Origin of the sequence: Salicola sp. Rm-C-2C1-2, from assembly GCF_040196175.1 — a bacterium.
In the GTDB taxonomy this organism is placed as follows: domain Bacteria; phylum Pseudomonadota; class Gammaproteobacteria; order Pseudomonadales; family Oleiphilaceae; genus Halospina.
Map to the genome: position 1 here is coordinate 1 of NZ_JBEFNF010000012.1, position 19,563 is coordinate 19,563.

Annotated in this window: 23 protein-coding genes; 15 read left to right on the forward strand and 8 right to left on the reverse strand. The window is 57.0% G+C overall.

The genetic code is table 11. The annotated features are described in order from the left end of the window. The 8 genes from AAF659_RS14700 to AAF659_RS15170 all read left to right on the forward strand — a co-directional run. The coding region (locus tag AAF659_RS14700; protein ID WP_349752538.1) for an IS30 family transposase at positions 1–242 on the forward strand (242 nt) is incomplete at its 5' end. After that, entirely contained in the window at positions 220–789 is a 570-nt protein-coding gene (locus tag AAF659_RS14705; protein ID WP_349752539.1) for a hypothetical protein, read from the forward strand. The genes AAF659_RS14700 and AAF659_RS14705, both read left to right, overlap by 23 nt. Before the next feature lie 160 nt (positions 790–949). After that, the gene (locus tag AAF659_RS14710) at positions 950–1,735 is read left to right on the forward strand and encodes an MBL fold metallo-hydrolase (protein WP_349752540.1); all 786 of its coding nucleotides are present in this window, start codon (positions 950–952) and stop codon (positions 1,733–1,735) included. A gap of 101 nt (positions 1,736–1,836) precedes the next feature. Continuing rightward, on the forward strand, positions 1,837–2,616 hold the full coding sequence (locus tag AAF659_RS14715) for a type IV toxin-antitoxin system AbiEi family antitoxin domain-containing protein (protein ID WP_349752541.1): 780 nt from the start codon (positions 1,837–1,839) through the stop codon (positions 2,614–2,616). After that, on the forward strand, positions 2,606–3,523 hold the full coding sequence (locus tag AAF659_RS14720; protein WP_349752542.1) for a nucleotidyl transferase AbiEii/AbiGii toxin family protein: 918 nt from the start codon (positions 2,606–2,608) through the stop codon (positions 3,521–3,523). The genes AAF659_RS14715 and AAF659_RS14720 overlap by 11 nt, the downstream gene beginning before the upstream one ends. Before the next feature lie 609 nt (positions 3,524–4,132). Continuing rightward, complete coding sequence (locus AAF659_RS14725; RefSeq protein WP_349752543.1) at positions 4,133–4,483, forward strand: hypothetical protein; 351 nt, start codon at positions 4,133–4,135, stop codon at positions 4,481–4,483. Continuing rightward, a complete protein-coding gene (locus tag AAF659_RS14730) occupies positions 4,464–5,012 on the forward strand; it encodes a hypothetical protein (RefSeq protein WP_349752544.1) in 549 nt (182 codons plus the stop codon). Before AAF659_RS14725 ends, AAF659_RS14730 begins: the two co-directional genes overlap by 20 nt. Before the next feature lie 93 nt (positions 5,013–5,105). Beyond that, positions 5,106–5,222: a hypothetical protein gene (locus AAF659_RS15170; RefSeq protein ID WP_502949224.1), complete on the forward strand. Its 117-nt coding sequence runs from the start codon at positions 5,106–5,108 to the stop codon at positions 5,220–5,222. A gap of 445 nt (positions 5,223–5,667) precedes the next feature. On the opposite strand, the gene AAF659_RS14735 is transcribed toward AAF659_RS15170, so the two are convergent. Next, the gene (locus AAF659_RS14735) at positions 5,668–5,931 is read right to left on the reverse strand and encodes a hypothetical protein (RefSeq protein WP_349752545.1); all 264 of its coding nucleotides are present in this window, start codon (positions 5,929–5,931) and stop codon (positions 5,668–5,670) included. Positions 5,932–5,934: 3 nt separating this feature from the next. After that, positions 5,935–6,441, reverse strand: a complete 507-nt coding sequence (locus AAF659_RS14740) for a hypothetical protein (RefSeq protein ID WP_349752546.1) — start codon at positions 6,439–6,441, stop codon at positions 5,935–5,937. Between the two features lie 170 nt (positions 6,442–6,611). Between AAF659_RS14740 and AAF659_RS14745 the strand changes: the two genes are divergently transcribed. Further along, the gene (locus AAF659_RS14745) at positions 6,612–7,478 is read left to right on the forward strand and encodes an MBL fold metallo-hydrolase (RefSeq protein WP_349752547.1); all 867 of its coding nucleotides are present in this window, start codon (positions 6,612–6,614) and stop codon (positions 7,476–7,478) included. Here AAF659_RS14745 and AAF659_RS14750 read toward each other — a convergent pair. Both AAF659_RS14750 and AAF659_RS14755 read right to left on the reverse strand, forming a co-directional pair. Then, a complete protein-coding gene (locus AAF659_RS14750) occupies positions 7,475–8,095 on the reverse strand; it encodes a hypothetical protein (RefSeq protein WP_349752548.1) in 621 nt (206 codons plus the stop codon). The two genes, AAF659_RS14745 and AAF659_RS14750, sit on opposite strands and share 4 nt — an antisense overlap. A 27-nt stretch (positions 8,096–8,122) precedes the next feature. Next, entirely contained in the window at positions 8,123–8,791 is a 669-nt protein-coding gene (locus AAF659_RS14755; RefSeq protein ID WP_349752549.1) for a hypothetical protein, read from the reverse strand. Positions 8,792–8,966: 175 nt separating this feature from the next. Between AAF659_RS14755 and AAF659_RS14760 the strand changes: the two genes are divergently transcribed. After that, complete coding sequence (locus tag AAF659_RS14760; protein WP_349752550.1) at positions 8,967–10,004, forward strand: helix-turn-helix domain-containing protein; 1,038 nt, start codon at positions 8,967–8,969, stop codon at positions 10,002–10,004. Between the two features lie 16 nt (positions 10,005–10,020). Continuing rightward, entirely contained in the window at positions 10,021–10,521 is a 501-nt protein-coding gene (locus AAF659_RS14765) for a PIN domain-containing protein (protein WP_349752551.1), read from the forward strand. A 377-nt stretch (positions 10,522–10,898) separates the two neighbouring features. On the opposite strand, the gene AAF659_RS14770 is transcribed toward AAF659_RS14765, so the two are convergent. Both AAF659_RS14770 and AAF659_RS14775 read right to left on the reverse strand, forming a co-directional pair. Continuing rightward, positions 10,899–11,456, reverse strand: coding sequence for a DUF6843 domain-containing protein (locus tag AAF659_RS14770; RefSeq protein WP_349752552.1), 558 nt, complete (start codon positions 11,454–11,456; stop codon positions 10,899–10,901). A gap of 2 nt (positions 11,457–11,458) precedes the next feature. Beyond that, the gene (locus AAF659_RS14775) at positions 11,459–11,932 is read right to left on the reverse strand and encodes a hypothetical protein (RefSeq protein WP_349752553.1); all 474 of its coding nucleotides are present in this window, start codon (positions 11,930–11,932) and stop codon (positions 11,459–11,461) included. A 559-nt stretch (positions 11,933–12,491) separates the two neighbouring features. On the opposite strand from AAF659_RS14775, the gene AAF659_RS14780 reads away from it, so the two are divergent. Further along, positions 12,492–13,481 carry an aldo/keto reductase gene (locus AAF659_RS14780; RefSeq protein ID WP_349752554.1) on the forward strand — a complete coding sequence of 330 codons (990 nt, stop codon included), beginning with the start codon at positions 12,492–12,494 and terminating at the stop codon, positions 13,479–13,481. A 192-nt stretch (positions 13,482–13,673) separates the two neighbouring features. Continuing rightward, complete coding sequence (gene dbpA, locus AAF659_RS14785; RefSeq protein WP_349752564.1) at positions 13,674–15,047, forward strand: ATP-dependent RNA helicase DbpA; 1,374 nt, start codon at positions 13,674–13,676, stop codon at positions 15,045–15,047. A gap of 9 nt (positions 15,048–15,056) precedes the next feature. On the opposite strand, the gene AAF659_RS14790 is transcribed toward dbpA, so the two are convergent. Further along, on the reverse strand, positions 15,057–16,211 hold the full coding sequence (locus tag AAF659_RS14790) for a DUF2855 family protein (protein WP_349752555.1): 1,155 nt from the start codon (positions 16,209–16,211) through the stop codon (positions 15,057–15,059). 277 nt (positions 16,212–16,488) lie between these two features. Here AAF659_RS14790 and AAF659_RS14795 point away from each other — a divergent pair, with 277 nt between their 5' ends. Next, positions 16,489–17,217 (forward strand): transglutaminase-like cysteine peptidase, encoded by a 729-nt coding sequence (locus tag AAF659_RS14795; RefSeq protein ID WP_349752556.1) that lies wholly within the window; start codon positions 16,489–16,491, stop codon positions 17,215–17,217. Beyond that, the gene (locus tag AAF659_RS14800; RefSeq protein WP_349752557.1) at positions 17,141–19,192 is read left to right on the forward strand and encodes a bifunctional diguanylate cyclase/phosphodiesterase; all 2,052 of its coding nucleotides are present in this window, start codon (positions 17,141–17,143) and stop codon (positions 19,190–19,192) included. The genes AAF659_RS14795 and AAF659_RS14800 overlap by 77 nt, the downstream gene beginning before the upstream one ends. Here AAF659_RS14800 and AAF659_RS14805 read toward each other — a convergent pair. Further along, complete coding sequence (locus tag AAF659_RS14805; RefSeq protein ID WP_349752558.1) at positions 19,189–19,551, reverse strand: hypothetical protein; 363 nt, start codon at positions 19,549–19,551, stop codon at positions 19,189–19,191. The genes AAF659_RS14800 and AAF659_RS14805 overlap by 4 nt on opposite strands. Positions 19,552–19,563: the final 12 nt, after the last annotated feature.

Below are 19,563 nucleotides of genomic sequence, written 5' to 3' on the forward strand. Positions count from 1 at the left end.
ATTTCTGCGACCCATACCGCTCCAGCCAGCGGGGCACAAACGAGAATACAAATGGACTGCTGCGCCAGTACTTCCCGAAGGGTACGGACTTCCGGAAGATCTCTGAGAAAGCGCTCCGAGCAACCGTAAAGCAACTGAATAACCGACCCCGGAAACGGCTCGGTTATCGCACACCGGCGGAAGTGTTCTGGGGTGAATACTCAGGAGCACTGGATACGGGTGGTGCTGCAGTTATTACTTGAATCCAAGAATACAGCCGTTTTTGGTGTCCAAGCTATTTCAGATACGGTAATAGTGACGTGTAATTCACATGATAAGATCGCAGAGTTCGTTGAGACTCTGAAAAAGGTCTTCATTTCATTCTTAAAAAGAAACCTTTTTATTCGTGGCGGTGTGGCTTATTCTAAACATTTTCAGAGTGGTCGGATCACGTATAGTCACGCTGTTGCTAAGGCTTATGAAATTGAAAGCAAACTTTCAATCTATCCAAGGATAGTTTTTGATGAAAATATTATCAATATGTATAAGACGTCGAGTACGCTTGCTGGGCTTTTAGGAACGGAGTCTGTATTGGAGCGAAATGGGACCTACTTTTTGGATATCTTGGATTACGATAACTGGCCGGTTGTTTATGAGTGCGCGAAGTCTTTGTACGAAAAAGATAAAGATTTGATCGAAAGAAACGAGCAGGCGTTTTTGAAACATGTTTGGTTCGAAAATTATTTATTCTCATCCATGTACGGGGACCCTGCCAAGGAAAGGTATATTGATGCTGCACGCCATGTATGATTTCTCGTGGAATTTGTTAATTATGCTTTTAACTTGAGTTTTGCCTACGCGCTACAGCAATAGACGAGGCGGTCAGACCCTATGCCCCAACGGCCAAGCCGCAAACGTCCACCAACTCCGCACCGGCAATTTCGTCCTCACAACCCTGCTCGATGCCCAGATGGAAGCCAGCTTCGGCCTGGTCCAGTCGATCCCTGAAGAAGAGGCCAGGCGCCTGCACGCCGAAAACCGCCGGCCCACGCCACCGCGCATCACCCTTAATGCCTTTCTGCTGGATACCGGCGATCACCGCATCCTGATCGACACCGGCATCGGCGCCTTCGCCGGCGAGGGCGGTGCCGGTCTGATGGCCAACCTCAACGCCATCGGCCTCGACGCCAGCGCTATCGACACGGTCCTCATCACCCACATGCATCCCGACCATGTCGGCGGGTTGATCGATGCCGACGATCAGCCGGTCTTCCCGGAGGCGAAGGTGCTGGTTCCGTCCGGCGAACTCGAATACTGGCGCGGCGACATTCCGGAGGGCGCGCCCGAGGTCCTGACAAAACAGTTCCAGGCCGCGCACCGCGTCATCGCCGCCGTCGGTTCGCGCATACGTCGCCTGGCCGGCACCGAGGTCCTGCCGGGCATCACCCGCGTGCCGCTACCGGGCCACTCGCCGGACCATTCCGGCTACCGCCTCGTCTCCGGCGAGGACCGGATCCTGATCTGGACGGACATCGTCCACCTCCCCGGCATCCAGTTCCCGCGCCCCGAGGCCACGGTCGCCTTCGACGTCGACCCACCCCAGGCCGCCACCACCCGCCGCCGCATCATGACCGAACTGGCCGAATCCCGGGAACTGGTCGCCGGGCATCATCTGGATTTTCCGGGGATCGGGACTGTGGCCGAGGACGGGGATGGGTTTCGGTTTTTGCCGCATGTTTGGAAGCCTTCGGTTTAGAATAAATTTTCAAAGCGGCCTTTTTGGCCGGTTTCATAGTTGAAAATAAACTTTTGTGGGTTTATAAATGACTCTGAAAGCGTCCAAAAAGGCCGACTTTAATGACAAATATAAACCGCGTGCTCACGCATTGGCCCGCGGGAATGGTGGCAACCCAGGACTGGCTCCAGGCCCGGGGCGTGACTACGGACCAGGCTCGGAAATGGCTGAAGAGTGGCTGGCTGGTCCGGGTCGGGCACGGGGCCTATGCCCGCGCGGGTGATCGTCTGGACTGGGAAGGGGCAGTAGCTGGTTTGCAGGCCAAGGGAGCTGATGGGCAACTGGCTTATTGGCCCGCTGGTCTGACGGCTCTGGAAATGTTTGTTGGGGCGCATTTCCTGTCCTTTGGTCGTTTTCAGCTGGAAATGTGGGGGCGCCCGGGTAAGAGCCTGCCTCGTTGGTTTTCTGAGCATGACTGGGGCGCTTCGGTGAGTTACCACAACTACCGGCTTTTCGAGGGCGAGTCCGGAGAGCACTTGGTGACGCATACCCCTGCCGGCCGGGATTACAGCCTGCTGGTGTCGGCGCCGGAATGGGCGGTGCTTGAATGGCTTTACAGTTTGCGGAAGACCCAACTTTTCTCGGAAAAGGTTATGTTGACCTTTGAGGGCCTCGGCACACTCCGACCTCCCAGAGTTCAAAAGGCGCTTGAGGCCTGTCGTTCCGTGCAGGTCAAGCGGGTGTTCCTTTATCTGGCCAGGGAGTTTGACCATATGTGGTACCACCGCCTGGATTCGGGGTCGATAGACCTGGGGCGCGGGAAGCGGCAGCTTTATCCGGACGGCAAACTGGACAGGGAGTTTCTGATAACGGTGCCGGAGCGTTTGAACAATGGCGTTTGATGAGCGATATCGACAGCAGATGCAGCTGCTTTTTCAGCTGTTACCGATCGTTGCCCGGGAAAAGGACTTTGCGCTTAAGGGTGGGACGGCGATCAATCTCTTTGAGCTTGATATGCCCCGTCTCTCTGTTGATCTGGATCTGGCCTATCTCGGTATGGAAGCGCGCGATGAAGCGCTGGATCGGTGCCGCAAGATTATGGAGCGACTGGCCGGAGAAATTGAGCGGCGGATTCCGCAGAGTCGGGTGGAGCGGCGGCTTCATGACAGGGATGAGATTCGCGTGATCGTGAAGATGGGGCCGATAATGGTCAAGATGGAGTCATCCCCTGTCGCACGAGGTGCGGTTGGGCCCGTCATCGTTCGAGAGGCTCAGCCCAGGGTGCAGGATCAATTCGGCTATGCTGCGATTCAGTGTATTTCCAGCTCGGAGTTGTTTGGAGGAAAGTTCTGTGCCGCATTGGACCGACAGCATCCGCGGGATCTGTTCGATGTTCTGCAGCTTATGGAACGGGATGGGGTAACCAGGGAGATTTTCGACGGATTTCTTGTAGCGCTGATGAGCAGCAACCGGCCAATGGCGGAGATTCTGGAACCGAATCGGAAGGATTTCTCTGAGCTTTTTCGGGGAGAGTTTCAGGGTATGGCCGAGCTGCCGGTCAGCCTGGAATCCCTGGAGCAGGCACGGGAAGAACTGATTCATTCAATTCATCGGTTCATGACAGCTGACGACCGAGCTTTTCTTCTTGATTTCAAGCGGGGAGCGCCGGACTGGAATCAGTTTGCTTATCCGGAGGCCCAAAACTTGCCGGCCATCCTCTGGAAGCAGCTGAATCTGGACCGGATGAATCCTGATAAACGCCAGGTTGCTATCGAGCGCTTGGATAGCGTATTGGCTCGGATGGTTTGATTTTGTTGCGGCCGAGGTCCTGACAAAACAATTCCAGGCCGCGCACCGTGTCACCGCCGCATCATGGCCGAATCCCGGGAACTGGTCGGCGGGCGCCATCTGGATTTTCCGGGGATCGGGTATGTGGCTGAGGACGGGGATGGGTTTCGGTTTTTGCCGCATGTTTGGAGGCCGTGGGTTTAAAAGAAACCTCAAAAGCGACTGAGACAAACGGAAGCTTTTCAGCTCTAGCGGGTGACGTTTGGGGGCGCCTGGTCAAGTGACGCTGAGGTTTCCTTTTTGTGGGGAGCTCGGTGTTTATAGGGCAGCGCATTTGACATGAAATGTGGGGGTCTAGATAATCCGCTGAACGTCAGGGATTAAGGAATCAAGACGGGATCACAAGGACGGACAGACAGCAAGGAAAGCCGTCGCTCTACGAGTAGCCTACCGGCGAAACAACTTCAGGCTGCTTTGCGACTGGCTTCACGCCTTCTAACTTGCCCTCTTTCCCCGCGCCTTCTTGTCTGACACAAGCAGCTAGCGATGCTAGATCTTGTTCTAAGCGAGCGTTTGATGGTCCTGCGCGAGCAGGCTTGATTGGAAACCCACACGGAGGGTGGCTTAGTTATGGCGCAGTGTCAGCCCATTGAAGGACTAAAACTGGACGACAAGAGCCGGGCAGCGCTTGAGCGAATTCGCAAAAAGCCGCAGCTGGGCAAGCAGCTTGGGGGAATGATCTCCTCTGGCATCTTTAATAGCATCTTCACTAAAAGCCGGGTACCGCAGGCTGGATTCAATATTACCCAAACGGACTGGAACCTCTATGCGGAGGCCATGGCCTCTATTCCGACGATCGTGCGTCAATCGATGAAGAAAGAGATTAATATGATGTTCCTGCATTATCAGATGCCAGGGAATAGGGATCATAAGCACATGCAATTCTGGAGAAACATGCGAAATGGCTGCGAAATTCGATAAGTACATCCTTGGGTTTTTAATCTGCCTGCTCCCGCTCGCATGCTCTGCGGAAAGTGGAAGTGCCCCCAAGGAGAAAGAGCTGGTGGGCATGCTTTCCAAAGACCTGGCTTCCTCAACAGCAGCGCTGCGTCAGCGTATTGAAACCTGTGAACAGAAGATTTCTTCAGGCGAGGTGCCTGAGCTCGAGGAGGAAACGTTGGCTGACCTCGGGGCTGAGCGCGATCAGCTCCTGACGGCACTGGGACATCTGCACTTCCAGAATCGCTTCGAATGCGAGCGAGAAGCCAGGGAAAAAGTTGCGTTCGACCTCGGTATGCTTGAAATGGTGCGTGGTGGCCTTGATGAAGAAGGGGAGAACCCCCGACAGGTTCGTGAAGGGTTGATCTATCCTTCTGTTGAGCAACTTCGTTACCGCCAGCGATATGAGGCGTTGCCGGAGCAGCTGCGCAACTATGTCGAGGATGAAGTTGGCAGTGCACCCTTCGATTTGATGGCAGCCCTCAAGGAGAATGAGCTGTTGAAGAACTGATGATAGGGTGCAGGCTTCCATCTGTACCCATTATAAGTTCGCGTCTCTTTCGATCTCGACGCCAGCGCCATCGACACGGTCCTTATCACCCACATGCATCCCGACCATATCGGCGGGTTGATCGATGCCGACGATCATCCAGTCTTCCCGAAGGCGAGGGTGCTGGTTCCGTCCGGCGAACTCGACTACTGGCGCGGCGAAATCCCGTAGGGCGCGCCTAAGCTCCTGCAGGGGGCCCTCTCACCATCCTGACCCCGTTTCAGTTCGCTCTTCTGATCTTGATAGTCAGAATGGTGCCCGTAAGAATTCCCAGTGCCATTGGAAGGAACCTTAAAGGAGGTGGCTGAATCTGTGTGAGGCAGCTGCTTGCTGTACCTCTGTAGCCTCCGATCGGCCAACAGCCGTATATCACCTCTACGAACATTGCGAAAACGACCATGATGGGAATTGAAATCATAACTGTTGAGACGATCCAAATAAGAACTGTCTCTTCTAAAATGATTCTTTTGCTCGGCATCAGGTTTGATTACTCCCGCTGGGCTCGAAATGCTGAAAGATGCGGTTTCAGAGCATTCCGTGCTGTGCTTCCTCAAGGCGAGTCCGAAACTTCAACGCAGAAACACTGCTACAGGTGAATTTGTGTTTTTCGTCGCTTCTAACGAGCGCTTTGCCAAGTTTCCGGATCTGCTTGAGTGACCATTTGATGCCAGGTCTGGCGCCAACAGGGGGCGACCGGCTTGGGGACGTAGTCCATCCATTCCGAACAGTCCTTGGATTCGGCAACCATCTTACCAACCACTCGGACTACTTCTTCGTTAATGGGTGAAATGCGCGCGGCCATACCCTCGTTGATGAAAGCACCGATAACTTTACGGACGTAGGTGCGATCTCTGTCCTTGATCTCGACTTGCTCAGACATGGTTTACCTCCTTGTGATGGAATCAATAACGGTGTCGAACGAGCGGTCCGTGGCTTCCACCATCATGAAGAAGCGCTCACTCTGTTCGTCGGCAATGTAGGCGGTGTTCCTGGCATCCGAGCGGAACAGGTAGCCGTTTATGCCTTCCTGAATTTCAATTACCTCGTGCTCCTCCGCGTCTTCCAGCATGCTCTTGCGCGCCGGGACGAAGTCGGGGTTCTCCGGTTCCTCTTCGCCATAGACGGCTTTGACGAACTCGGAAGGGGTAAGATCCTGCGGAAAGGAGGATTCCTGGTAGTCGATCACGGAGAGCGTGATTCTGGAGTCATCCTTGAAGCGGACTGAGAGGCTGTCCTGGATAACGCCCAGCTGTTTGATTTCGGCTTCGGGCAGGGTGATTGAGTGTTGCCAGATGCTGACCGGGATTCTGTTGGTGGTGTCAGAGCACCCTTGCAGGACAAGAAACAGAAGTACGGAAAGGCAAGTAATGGAGGGCGTTTTCCATTTCACGGGAGTTCATTCCTTTGAGATCGCTGATGCAAAAACCGTGTTGATTGGGGCAATCATACTGGGCCGCATTCCTGCGTCAATTTGAAGGGCGCGGTTACGTCGGCGTGTTGCAGATGGTAGGCCGAGCTTTCAGGATGGCTGAATCGAGATCGAGGAACTGACAAAACGCTATGCCCCAACACAAACCCACCAATGCCCACCAACTCCGCATCGGAAATTTCGTCCTAACAACCCTGCTCGATGCCCAGATGGAAGCCAGTTTCGGCCTGGTCCAGTCGATCGCTGAAGAAGAGGCCAGGCGCCTGCACGCCGAAAACCGCCGGCCCACGCCGCCGCGCATCACCCTGAACGCCTTTCTGTTGGATACCGGCGATCACCGCATCCTGATCGACACCGGCATCGGCGCCTTCGCCGGCGAGGGCGGTGCCGGTCTGATGGCCAACCTCAACGCCATCGGCCTCGACGCCAGCGCCATCGACACGGTCCTCATCACCCACATGCATCCCGATCATATCGGCGGGTTGATCGATGCCGACGATCAGCCGGTCTTCCCGAAGGCGAGGGTGCTGGTTCCGTCCGGCGAACTTGACTACTGGCGCGGCGACATCCCGGAGGGCGCGCCCGAGGTCCTGACAAAACAATTCCAGGCCGCGCACCGCGTCATCGCTGCCGTCGGCTCGCGCATCCAGCGCCTGGAAGGCACCGAGGTCCTGCCGGGCATCACCCGCGTGCCGCTACCGGGCCATACGCCGGACCATTCCGGCTACCGCATCGTCTCCGGCGAGGACCGGATCCTGATCTGGACGGACATCGTCCACCTCCCCGGCATCCAGTTCCCGCGCCCCGAGGCCACGGTCGCCTTCGACGTCGACCCACCCCAGGCCGCCACCACCCGCCGCCGCATCATGACCGAACTGGCCGAATCCCGGGAACTGGTCGCCGGGCATCATCTGGATTTTCCGGGGATCGGGACTGTGGCCGAGGACGGGGATGGGTTTCGGTTTTTGCCGCATGTTTGGAGGCCGACGGTCGACTAGAAGCGCAACGTTAGCCCGGCGCTCGCTTCCACCTGAATAAAGCCACTGCTATCAAAGACCGCCGTACATCCACCGGAGCAGAACACCGCGCCGCCGCTGTCGAGGACCGTGTAGATGCCTCGCAGATCAAATCGCATCAGCAGGTTCTGGTTCAGTGGCAGCTTGTAGCCGCCGCCCAGGGAGATGGATGCTCGATTATGGTCTCTGAGGCCATCCTGTTTGGGCTCCAGCCGGGTCAGGCCCGCCACGCCGGAAACAAATGGGCCGGTCGTCCCGCCTTCGGGGAAATACAGGCCCCCGAGCTGGAACTGGTAGATCACCACATCCAGGGCAGTAGCCGGCGGGGTGAAAAGGGGCTCGGAGGAGCGGACCCGGGTTTCCTGGCGGGCGAGGTAGAGTTCCAGCTGTTTGCCCGGTTCCGCCAGATCCGCGTTCAGGATCAGGCCCAGGCTGCGTGAGTCGTCGAGGGTCAGATCCTCCGTGGTGCTGGCGCCGGCAGTGCGGACTTCAAAGTACCCGCCCAGCCGGTATCCGGCAAACGGGGTCAGCTCCACCTCGGCCTGTGCAACCATGGGCAGCAGGCAGGCGGCAAGCACCAGGCTGTGGCGTCGACCCATGGCCAGTCTCCTCTGGAACAGGGAACCTTATTCCCTGAGCTTCAAAACCAGTTGACCGTCCTCAACATGCACGCTGTCGACGCCCTCTGAAAAGGATCGCCAGAATCCCGGGTCGTCTGCGAACTCGTTGACCAGGTCAACGTTCTTAAGATTGCCCAGCCACGCGTTGGGAAGGGGCACGCCCATGACGCTGACGCCCTTGAGTCTGACGACGGGCCTGTCGTTGTTAATGGCCAGTTCCACACCGGCATGAACCCGCAGGGTTTGCCCGCCGAGCACGGGAAAACCCTCTTCAAGCGGCACCAACAGCACGACACTGAGCAGGTCCTGGGACAGATCAACCGCCAGCTTCCGGGCGAGATCCGTGTTGTTCGCCAGCATCCCGTTGAGTTCACGCTCACTGAAGCGAACCTCCCTGCTGGCGCCTTCCTCACTGTAGAGTTCGGGCTCCGCTGCAGGGCTTGAGGGTTCCTGCGCATCAACGCCAAGGACCTGCAGCTTGCTCTGGAGTGTTCGCTGTTCGGAGGTGTTCAGCTCAACGGGCTCGAACGCTTCAACGAACACATACTGGCTCAACAGCCAGTAACTGACCCCGGCAGTGACAACGATGGCGAGCAGTACGATCCCCAGTACCTGCCAGCCACTGAAGCCTTTTTTGACCGCTTGGCCCTGTGCCTGCTGATCGGATTCGTCCATAACGGGCTCTTCTCCCATTTGCGCCTTACCGTACCCCTATTCATGGGCCATCTTCGCGCAATCCGGATCAGGCCGCTACCACCCGCCACAGTCTCTTCCCGCTCTTTAGTTGACAAAAAATTAAATAGAAACAAAGCTGTCAACTAATAAGTTATCGTCAACTAAGGAGGAAGCAATGCTGCATGATCGTCTTCGCCGCGCACGCCGGCTGAAGGGCTGGTCACTTCAGCAACTTGCAGATGCCTTGGGAGATCTATCGAAGCAGGCTTTGTCCAAGTATGAGCAGGGAAAGGATACACCGAATTCGACCCGCTTGATCCAGCTCGCGGATACGTTGGAGGTTTCTCCTGAATACTTTTTCCGGTCAGAGCAAGTTGAGTTGGGGGAAGTGGATTTCCGCAAGCATTCGGCTCTGGGCAAGGGAAAGCAGGAGTCGATCAAGGAGCAGGTACGGGAGCACCTGGAGCGCTATCTGGCTGCCGAACAGATTGTCGAGTTGGACTCGGAGCGTCTGGAGCTACCGGTGTTCGACGTTCAGAGCGTAGATGACGTTGACGAGGCTGCGGATCAACTGCGGCGGCAATGGGAGCTTGGTGTTAATCCCATAGCAAATCTCACTGAAACTCTCGAGGAACATGGCATCAAGGTTGTTGGGCTGGAGGCGCATGAGAAATTCGATGGCCTCTGCGCCTGGATCAATGATGGCGCTGACGCCGTCATTGTGAGTAACACTGATCGTGACGGTGAGCGCCAGAGGTTCAATCTTGCACACGAGCTCGGCCATTTGGTCCTCAGGATTCCGCCAGAGATCGAAGGCACTCGGCAGGAGGAAAACTGGTGTCACCGGTTTGCTGGCGTTTTCCTGTTTCCGGCAAGGCAGGTTCGTGAAACCTTTGGTTCCTTCAGGCACCGCGTTTTGGGTGAGGAGTTTCTTCTTGCCAAGCAGGAGTGGGGCATCTCAATGCAGGCCACTCTGCGCCGACTCTATGATCTCGGCATCATCAATGAGTCATTATACAAGTCGACTTCTAAAGACTGGTCGATCCGGGGATATCGAAGAGGCGAGCCGGATGCGCTCCCCAGCGAGCGTTCCTACAGGTTGAAGCAGCTGGTTTACCGGGCCCTGGCGGAGGATTTGATCACTCCATCAAGAGCGGCGGAACTGCTTAATATTTCGCTCGATCAGATAGGGCGGATCATTTCCAACCGGTAAGCGAGTGAGCGCAGGGATGCCAAGGAAGATTCTCGTCTCCGATACGAATATCTGGATTGATCTTCACCGATGCGGACTGCTGGAGACCGTTTTTCAGCTACCGCATCAGTTCGTGACCACCGAGTTTGTCTGGAGAGAGCTGCGCCAGCCACCCGGCACGCGTCTCACCAATCTCGGTCTCCTGCTTGAACCGCTCGATCAGGACGAGATCCTGGAACTCTTTGACCTTCGAGCGGCCCTTGGGAATTCATCGATTCCGGATGTTTCATGCTATCTGACAGCACGGAACCGCAACTGGACCCTTCTCACCGGAGACAAGGCGGTTCGCAATTCCGGATTTGAGGCAGAGCTGGACGTTCGGGGTACGCTTTGGTTGCTGGACGAGCTGTATGAGCACAACCTGGCGAACGGCGACACGTTGGCTACCGGTCTTGAAGAAATGCTTGAGCGGGGTGCGCGTTTGCCTCAGTCTGAGTGCGAGCATCGCCTGGCGTTATGGAGATCATCCGGAACTTGAGTCTTTTTCGGCCCCTGCCACGTAATCCATTATGCGGCTTTTCTTTTTCTGAAAGTCCAGGCTGTCCCAGCTACTATTCCCAGAAATTCGGGCAGAAAACGCAAGAAGGTTGGCTGCACTTGCCCCAAGCAGCCGCTGGCGCCACGGTATGCGCCTACAGGCCAGCAGCCATATACCCCCAGGACGACTAAACTGCCAGCAAGCATGAGGGGGATTGAAAACGCCACTGTGGCAATAATCCAAGTGAGTAGCGTTCGCTCCGAGATGATCTGTTTACCTGACACTTCTGGTTGCGTTGGTGTGTATTTTAGTTGGTTTTCTGGCTGACACCCGACCGGGGGCTACGCTCAAATCTGTCCGTGGGCAGACCCTCAGAACTACTTGTTGTTGCAGGCTTCCAGGAAAATCTCATCCGGTAGATTGTCGATTCCCTGGTCACTGTAGATGTCGAAATGACCGACATTATCCAATGCTTGGGATTTTGTGCCGACATAGTAATCCGAGGTGTAAATCTGGCAGTGCCGCACCGGCTCGATTAGCCCGATACCACCCCCAAAGATGTAGACCTGATCATCGGATCGGTTTTCAGGCGTATCATGCAGGCTTGTAGTCCACCGTCCCTTAATCTGTCTGCGATTCCCGTCCTCTGACTCATAGTAGAAGTTGATCTTGTCTCCACTGATGGACCCTGGATTTGAATTGGACTGGATAAGCAGAACACCATCCTCTGGAATGTCGTAAACCCGTGCCCTATTTTCGTAAGTCTGAGGTTTGCCGCTGGGTATATTGAAAACAATATGGAAGGAGCCGACATAACCTTCCGGTATTAAGTATAGCTCTGGCTCTCGTCCCTCAGAACATCCAGCCATCAGGAAGAGGACGAGGAAGGCCGTGGCTTTAAGGTATCTTCTAGTTAAACGTGTAGTTGAATTCATAGTTAACAGTCCATCTCAAGGAGTTCTTGGAGGTGAGAGGGATCCTCCACGCCTTTACAGCGGCCACTGTTCGGGCTGATTGAGTGGAATCGTGCGTTCCACTCCGAGATACTTTGATACTCGAGCTTACGTTTACCGGCGCTGCGACGTGCCAATTCGTCACCAATCGTTCCGCTGAAACTTCCATCCAGGTTAATGGGGAGCCGAATGGCGGATGCGATCATTGGATACCCCAGATTTGCGGCCAAGGCGAGGGGAGCAGCGCCTTTGCGGACGTGAACGCCAAGGAAAACACGACTGTCCCCGGGACCGACAACAAAGGCCTCGCAATTGGGAAAGCCATCACCCCGAACGTAGGTGACAATGTCCATGTGACGGTTAACGCGATCAATGTCGATCAGGATTTTGTAGTTAACGTTGAGCGTTGGCACGTAGGTGATACCCAGAGACTCTTTGAGCTCCCCGGATCCGGGCATGGCGTGGTTCTCTCCCCCATAGCGGCCCTGGAGCTCGTAATGTCTTATCTTGGATGGGAGCTTGCGGGCGTCAGCTATCACCTGGCCTTTCGGCCGTCTTCTTTTGTCCTTTTACTCCACGTCATTGTTTTGCCATGGCGCTTTGGATGGATCGGATCGGGTGGCCAGGTTACTGACGGCGTTGCTGCTGGTATGAAGTGTGAATCGCTGCCAGATACGCGATGTGACTGAGGGCGTGCCGCTGGGCTTCAGGGAAAAACGTCGGTTATCGCCCTCAAAGAAAAGGCCGGACCAACCAAAGGTCTTGTTGGGATGAAATTACCGGATGTTGAATTGATATTCTGCGAGTTCGGCAGGGGGTTGAGAGTTCATCGCGTCCTTCCTTTAGACGTGGTGGAATCCATTTCAGGGGTGATACTAGTTGGGTCACATTTGTGCTGTCAATTTGCGTTATTGAAGCCGGGGTTGAATTCCCCAGCCCTCCCACGCATGTCTCCAGTACGACGCATACACAGAGCGGCCTCTGCGCCAACTGATTCCCAAGACAACAGGAGGACGAATGGAGACGCGGACATTCGGCAACACAGACATTCAGGTGACGCCCGTCGGGCTTGGGACCTGGGCCATTGGTGGCTGGATGTGGGGTGGAACGGACGAAGCCCAGTCCATTGATACCATCCACAGGGCCATTGATAAGGGCATTGGTCTGGTTGATACGGCGCCGGTCTACGGCTTTGGGCGTTCCGAGGAGATCGTGGGCAAGGCGCTGGCTGACGGTCGTAGGGATCAGGTGGCGCTGGCCACGAAAGTGGCCCTGAACTGGAACGATGATCACGACCAGATCTGGCGGGATGCGAGTGCGTCGCGCATTGAGCGGGAAGTGGAGGATGCCCTGCGGCGCCTCCAGACGGACCGGATCGACATTTACCAAGTCCATTGGCCGGATCCGGAGACGCCCATGGAGGAGACCGCCCGGGCGCTGGAAAAGCTCTATCAGGCGGGGAAAATCCGCGCCATTGGTGTCAGCAATTTCACCCCGGCGCAGATGGACGAGCTGCAGAAGACGGTGCCCCTGCACGCGCTGCAGCCGCCCTATAATCTGTTTGAGCGGGACATCGAGCAGGAGGTCCTTCCTTACTGCCGGGAGAACGGCATCGCGACCATCACCTACGGCGCCCTGTGCCGGGGCCTGCTGACGGGCAAGATGCGGGAGGATACCCAGTTCAACGGTGACGACCTGCGCAATAACGACCCGAAGTTCCAGGGCCAACGTTATCGCCAGTACCTGAACGCCGTGGCGGAGCTGGATCGGTTCGCTCGGGAGCGGTACCAGAAAGACGTCCTCGCGCTGGCGCTTCGCTGGCTGGTGGATCAGCCCGGTGTGACGACGGCGCTCTGGGGCGCAAGGAGGCCGGAGCAGCTGGATCCGGTCAGTGAGATCGAAGGCTGGTCGCTGGATAAGGAAGCGATGACTGCCATCGATGAGATTCTGGCCCGTTGCATCGATGATCCCGTTGGGCCGGAGTTCATGGCGCCTCCGAGTCGGTAATGGGGGGTCTTCTTTGGCCGTCGCCAACACCCCGGCCTCTGGCTGGTTGAGGTTCCTGGCGCGGCTCTGGTATGCCCGCGGGCTGGCCATTGGTATGGCACTGGTGGAGCAGGAAAACCTGTCCCGCCCCTGATATCTGCTTTATCCTGCGCCACCATCCCATGAGCCAAGGAACCTCCTACGTTGAGCCAGATGTCTTTTTCCACCCTGGGGCTGCAGCCGGCGCTGCTTGAGAGCCTGTCGTCGCTGGGCTACGAGAACATGACGCCGATCCAGTCTCAGAGCCTGCCGCCCATTCTGGCGGGGCAGGACGTCATCGGGCAGGGCAGGACCGGTTCGGGCAAGACTGCGGCTTTTGGTCTGGGGCTTTTGAACCGGCTCGATCCCGAACGCTTTCAGGTTCAGGCCCTGGTGCTTTGCCCCACGCGGGAGCTGGCGGATCAGGTCGCGCGGGAGATCCGCCGGCTTGCCCGGGCGACGGCCAACGTGAAGGTGCTGACCCTGTGCGGCGGTACGCCCATTGGGCCTCAGATCGGTTCACTCGAACACGGCGCCCACATCATCGTGGGCACGCCGGGGCGGATTGAGGATCACCTGCGCAAACGCACCCTCGATCTGCGCCGGCTGGAAACCCTGGTGCTGGATGAAGCGGACCGGATGTTCGACATGGGTTTCGAGTCCGCCCTTGAGGCGGTTTTCGGGAGTGTTCCGGGCAAGCGCCAGAACCTGCTGTTCAGCGCCACTTTCCCCGATGCGATCCAGACCGTTGCGGAACGCCACATGCACAACCCGGTTCGCGTCCAGGTGGAGGAAAGCCACGACGACAGCAGTATCCGCCAGCACTTCATCCGCCTTCAGGATGAGCAGCAACGCATGACCGCGTTGCGCCTGCTCCTGCTGCAGCTCCGGCCGGCCTCCGCCGTGGTCTTCTGCAATACCAAGCGCGATACCCGGGATCTGGCGGATGAGCTCTGCCGGCACGGCTTTGATGCACTGGCCCTGCACGGGGATCTGGACCAGAAGGAGCGCGACCAGACCCTGGTGCGCTTTGCGAACCAGAGCGCCTCGATCCTGGTGGCCACGGACGTGGCCGCCCGGGGGCTGGACATTGACGCGCTCGACGCGGTGTTCAACTACCACATCGCCCGTGACAGCGACGCCCATACGCACCGCATCGGCCGCACGGGCCGTGCCGGGGAGCAGGGCAGCGCCTACACACTGTATACGGAGAAAGAGAGCCATAAGGTGGTCCGGCTGGAGGCCGACCTGAACCTGAGCATTGAGCCCGAGTCACTGCCGCCGTCTGAACGGCTTGAGGAGCGCGCCTACAAGGCACCGATGGTGACGCTGCAGATCGATGGCGGCCGGAAGCAGAAGGTCCGCCCTGGCGATGTGCTCGGGGCCCTGACCGGGGAAAACGGAATTGCGGGTAACCAGGTCGGCAGGATCGATCTCGCCGAGAACTGGGCCTATGTGGCCGTGGCACGCGAGGCGGCCAAGTCCGCCCTGCAGAAACTGCGTGACGGCAAACTGAAAGGTCGCTCATTCCGGGTCAGGGCGATTTAAGCCGGCGCGCTAGCGCGCCAGCGTCAGGATCAATCCCTTCCCGGGGCTGACCCGCCCCGCCAGCGTATCCTCGTAGGCCTCCGCCACGGCCTCTGCGCCGCGGACCTCGCTGATCGTCATCCAGCCTTCCATGGAGGCTACAAGCGGTGCCCAGAGGTCTGCAAACCGCTGCATGAGCGCGGCGGTGCCGTATGCTTCGGCAGCCTGTTCCCAGTATTTCGGCGCGAAGAAAAGCTCCGGCTTGGGGCCGGGCAGGCCTTTTCCGCCGCCCCGCTGGTCCCAGTGGGAGGCGCCCACCAGTGAACTGAACTGAAGCTGGTCCCCGAAGTGCTCGTGCAGCCGTTGAAGTACCTGGCCGTTGCCGGCGAAATCCACGGACACGCTCGCTTCGCTCGCATCCAGCGTCTCCAACTCGTCATAGCTGATCACCCGGTCGTAGTAACCCAGCCCACGCACAAACTCGACATTGCCGGATGAGGTCAGGGCGGTCAGCACCTTCGGCTGGCCGCGGCTTTCACGCTGATGGTTGAGCATGAAGGCCAGCCCCAGGGCGGTCTTGCTTGAGGCGCTGGTAAGGATGATCTGGTCCGCGCCAAAACAATCCTGCTGGGCGATGAAATCGTCCAGCAGGAAAGAGGTGACCAGCAGCGGGCGCAGCAGCATCTGGAAGGCTTCGTGTTCCGGCCGGTAGGCAGGGTCGTTGGCGGTGAACACGTACTGATTGTAGATGGCAGCCAGGTTCTCGCGGTGGGGCGCGACATCGGTAAAACCGCTTTTGCTGAGTCGCCCCGGTTGAACCCGCAGCTGACGCGCCATGGGCAGGTAACCATAGACTCGGGTGCCCTCCGTCACCTCTGGGTGCTTTGATGCGGTTACATCCGCAAAGCCCCACACCGGGATCTGGCCCCAGGGCTGTTCAACCGGAAAGAAGTCCCAGTAATGGAAAGCATCGCCCAGTGCGGCATAGGTGATGTTGTTCGCGGTGAAGGAAAACCGGTCAACGGCCAGCAAAACGTCGCCGTCGGCCAGATCCTCAGGATGAATGGGGTCCCGCTCCAGAATGGTGTGTTCATGGAGGTTGTTGCGGTTAACCACAAAGGTGGTGTTGGAGGAAACGGTCATGGTTGCGCCTTCATCGGTCGGAAGTAACAGTCCCCTAGTCATTAGTGTCACCTTACTGATGTTCCCAGGCCAGGCCCAATTCAGTTTTTTATGCGCTGGTATGAGAGCGGCTGATTACCGATCCAGGGCGTCACGAAGGTAGTCGTTCGCGGGTCATGATTGTGCTCTGTTCCTGCGGTGCCCAGAATCGGAACCGACGGTCAGCAAAAGTGACTTTTACCGTGGCTAATGGTGGTAAGAAGGCAAGGACGATTGACAAGGGCATGATCTCAGTCATTACTGAAAGGAAGATCATAACGCAGTGTTGGGCAGGTAGAAGGTGAATCGCTGGTCAATCGAACTAAAAACTGTTCGCACGGCGTGGCTACTGGCTGGGACGCTTGCTCTGGCGCTGATCGTTGTGGCGGGCCGGCCGGTTTTCAGCAATGAACAATACGCTCGAGTGGATGTGGAGTCGGCTACGTTTAAAAGACGCATGGCCGAGGAGTTTCCAGATTCACGGCATTCAGTAGCGCAGGATTGGCTGCATCTTCTGGATAATATTCAACCAATGGATACCCGGGAGCAGTTGACAACCGTGAATCAGTTTTTTCATAAGCACGTGACGTACGTAGAAGACGATGTTGTCTGGGGCTCAAAGGACTATTGGGCAACGCCCCTTGAAACGCTTGGCCATGGTAGGGGCGATTGCGAGGATTATGTGATTGGCAAGTATGTGAGTCTTTTGCACGCGGGCGTACCGAACAGCAAGCTGCGGCTCATCTATGTACGGGCGCAGGTGGGAGGGGCGCAAAGTGGCGTTTCCAGAGCTCATATGGTGTTGGGGTATTACCCAGAGCCGGGGAGCGAGCCGTTGATTTTGGACAGCCTCATGGAACAAGTGCTCCCGGCGTCTGAGCGCCCTGACCTCAAACCCGTTTTCAGTTTTAACACGCAGGGACTGTGGTCCGGGCAAAGGGGCAGTGACGCGGGTGACCCAACAGCGCGTCTGTCCCGCTGGCGGAGCGTGCTTCAGCGAATGGAAGACGATGGGGTGGTATGGCGTTGAGTCATCAAGTTGGGGTAAACATGCCCATGACGGAGGATTTGGAATAATGTCATTGATCAGGCAACTCTGGTTGGGTGTTGGATTGCTGATGGCCGCTGCTTTTATCGCCAGTTTCAGCCTCAGTACCTTTGTCGCACGTGGCTATTTCGAGGATCAGCTGCATTTGAAAAATATGGATAACGCTAATGCATTGGCGTTAACACTTTCGCGCTCTGAAAAAGACCGGGCATTAATTGAGACGTACGTTGCAGCTCAGTTCGATACCGGGCATTACGAGCGCATGACCCTGACAACCCCTCGGTTCGATGACATCGACCTGCGAGCCAAGTCGTTCACGCAGCCTATGGATGTGCCCGATTGGTTCCGGCACTGGGTATCGATTGATGCGGCGCCCGGCAAAGCCGGGATCATGGACGGATGGCGGGAATTTGGAACACTGACGGTTGAGAGTCAGGATGCCTACGCCTACGAGGCGTTATGGGAAGGAACGAAGAAACTATTTGCGTTGTCTCTGGCGGTGATGGCGGTGTTCGGGCTGGTTGGGAGCCTCATTTTAAAACGTGTGCTCAAGCCGTTGGATGCTGTGATTAGTCAGGCAGAAGCCATCGGCGAACAGCGCTTTATTGAGTCTCCTGTGCCCAGCACGTTGGAGTTTCGGCGCGTGGTGCAGGCTATGAACCGTCTTTCATTAAAGATCAAGAACCTTCTACTCCAGGAGCGCGAGCAGTTGGAGGCGATGAAGGTTCAAAGTCAGCATGATGACCTTACAGGTTTGATGAACCGAAACATGCTGAACCAGCGCCTGGAAGGTGTATTGAAGACACAGGATCAGGGGAGCCGTAATGGCATTGTGTTCGTGCGTTTGATCAACCTTCCGGCACTCAACCATTCACTGGGCTATGAGAGGGTGGATGAATTACTGATTGCGCTCGCACAAAAGGTCTCTGGCTTCGTGGCCGAGGCGAGAGAGGCGGGGCATGATGCTTGGGCCGGCCGTATGAAGGGGGCGGATTTTGCGGCGGTTATTCGCGACATCGATACGCTGGATTCCTGGCCTGAAACGTTGTTCCAACAGCTGATGGTGAGCGCGAGTACGTACAGTGAAAGCCGAATTGTGGCTGTTGCGGCATGTCAGTTCGAGGCTGGAGAATCGCGAGCGGACGTTCTGGGGCGCTTGGATGGACTTCTGGCCCAGGCTGAGCCCAACGAGCACGCAGGGCTGGTTGTGGCCGATGCGGTGGGTGAGGCCCCGCTTTATGAGACGTCCCAGGAGTGGTGGCAAGCACTTGTGCAGGCGCTGGAGCGGGAAACCTTTTTCTCCAGGGTCTATCCGGTTTTTGATAAGGAGCAGCGCTGTTTGCATTCCGAATGCATGCTGCGCTTACGACTGAAGCAGGTGGTGCGAACGGCGGGGCAGGTGCTGCCGTGGATTCGGCGTTTGGGGCTGCTTCCCGCCTTCGATAGAGCCATGGTTAAACACACCCTGTTGGCGGTTGAAAACAATCCGGCTCTGGGTCCGTTGTGTGTCAATCTATCGGCCGAGACGTTACAGGACCCCGATGCGCAAGCGGATATTCTATCGGCAGTTCGCGATGCGCCGCGAGCGGCGGCCAACCTTTGTATTGATATACCCGAGTCTGTTGCACTCGACCATACACCCGCCGTTTGGGACTTTGTCGGCAGCATCAGCGCCTTAGGCTCACGTGTAGGCCTCGACCATTCGGAGATGGCTTTTCTGAGAAGTGAGGTGCTGCAGTCAGTGGGGCTTGCCTATATCAAACTGGACCATTCGGTGACGGCTGACCTGCCGGCGGATACGGAAAAGCAGCTTCTGGTTCAGCGTTTTTGTGGGATGGCGCATGCCATCGGGTTAACGGTGATTGCGGATGGTCTGACGGAACCACCGGAAGCAGCCCATTGGCGCTGTGGTCTGGATGCCACGGCCGGCCCGGCTGTGCCGGAACCCGACAGCTAAATGTTGAGGCTGTCGTCTTCGTCATCCAGCAGGTTGGAGAGTTCATTGGCTTTGGACCGCAGCGATTTGCGGTTCATCAGTTTGCTGCGGGCTTCTTGTGGCAGGTCAGTGAACCGGATGACGCCGCGTTCATTGAGGATATCCACAAGATCCTCAATCACTCGGATCAAGTCAGTGTCCGAATGCTTCAATGCCTGGAAATGGGTCTGTTCGGTGGTGATTCCGGATGGCTGTTGCATGGCGTTTGAGAGAAAATCCATAACCTCCCGGGCCTGATCCGTCATTGGCTCTGTAAATTGAGCATCACACGCCTGGCTGATAGCGATGATACGCCCCTGATCGTCGCGTCGAATAAACATCAGGATTCCTCG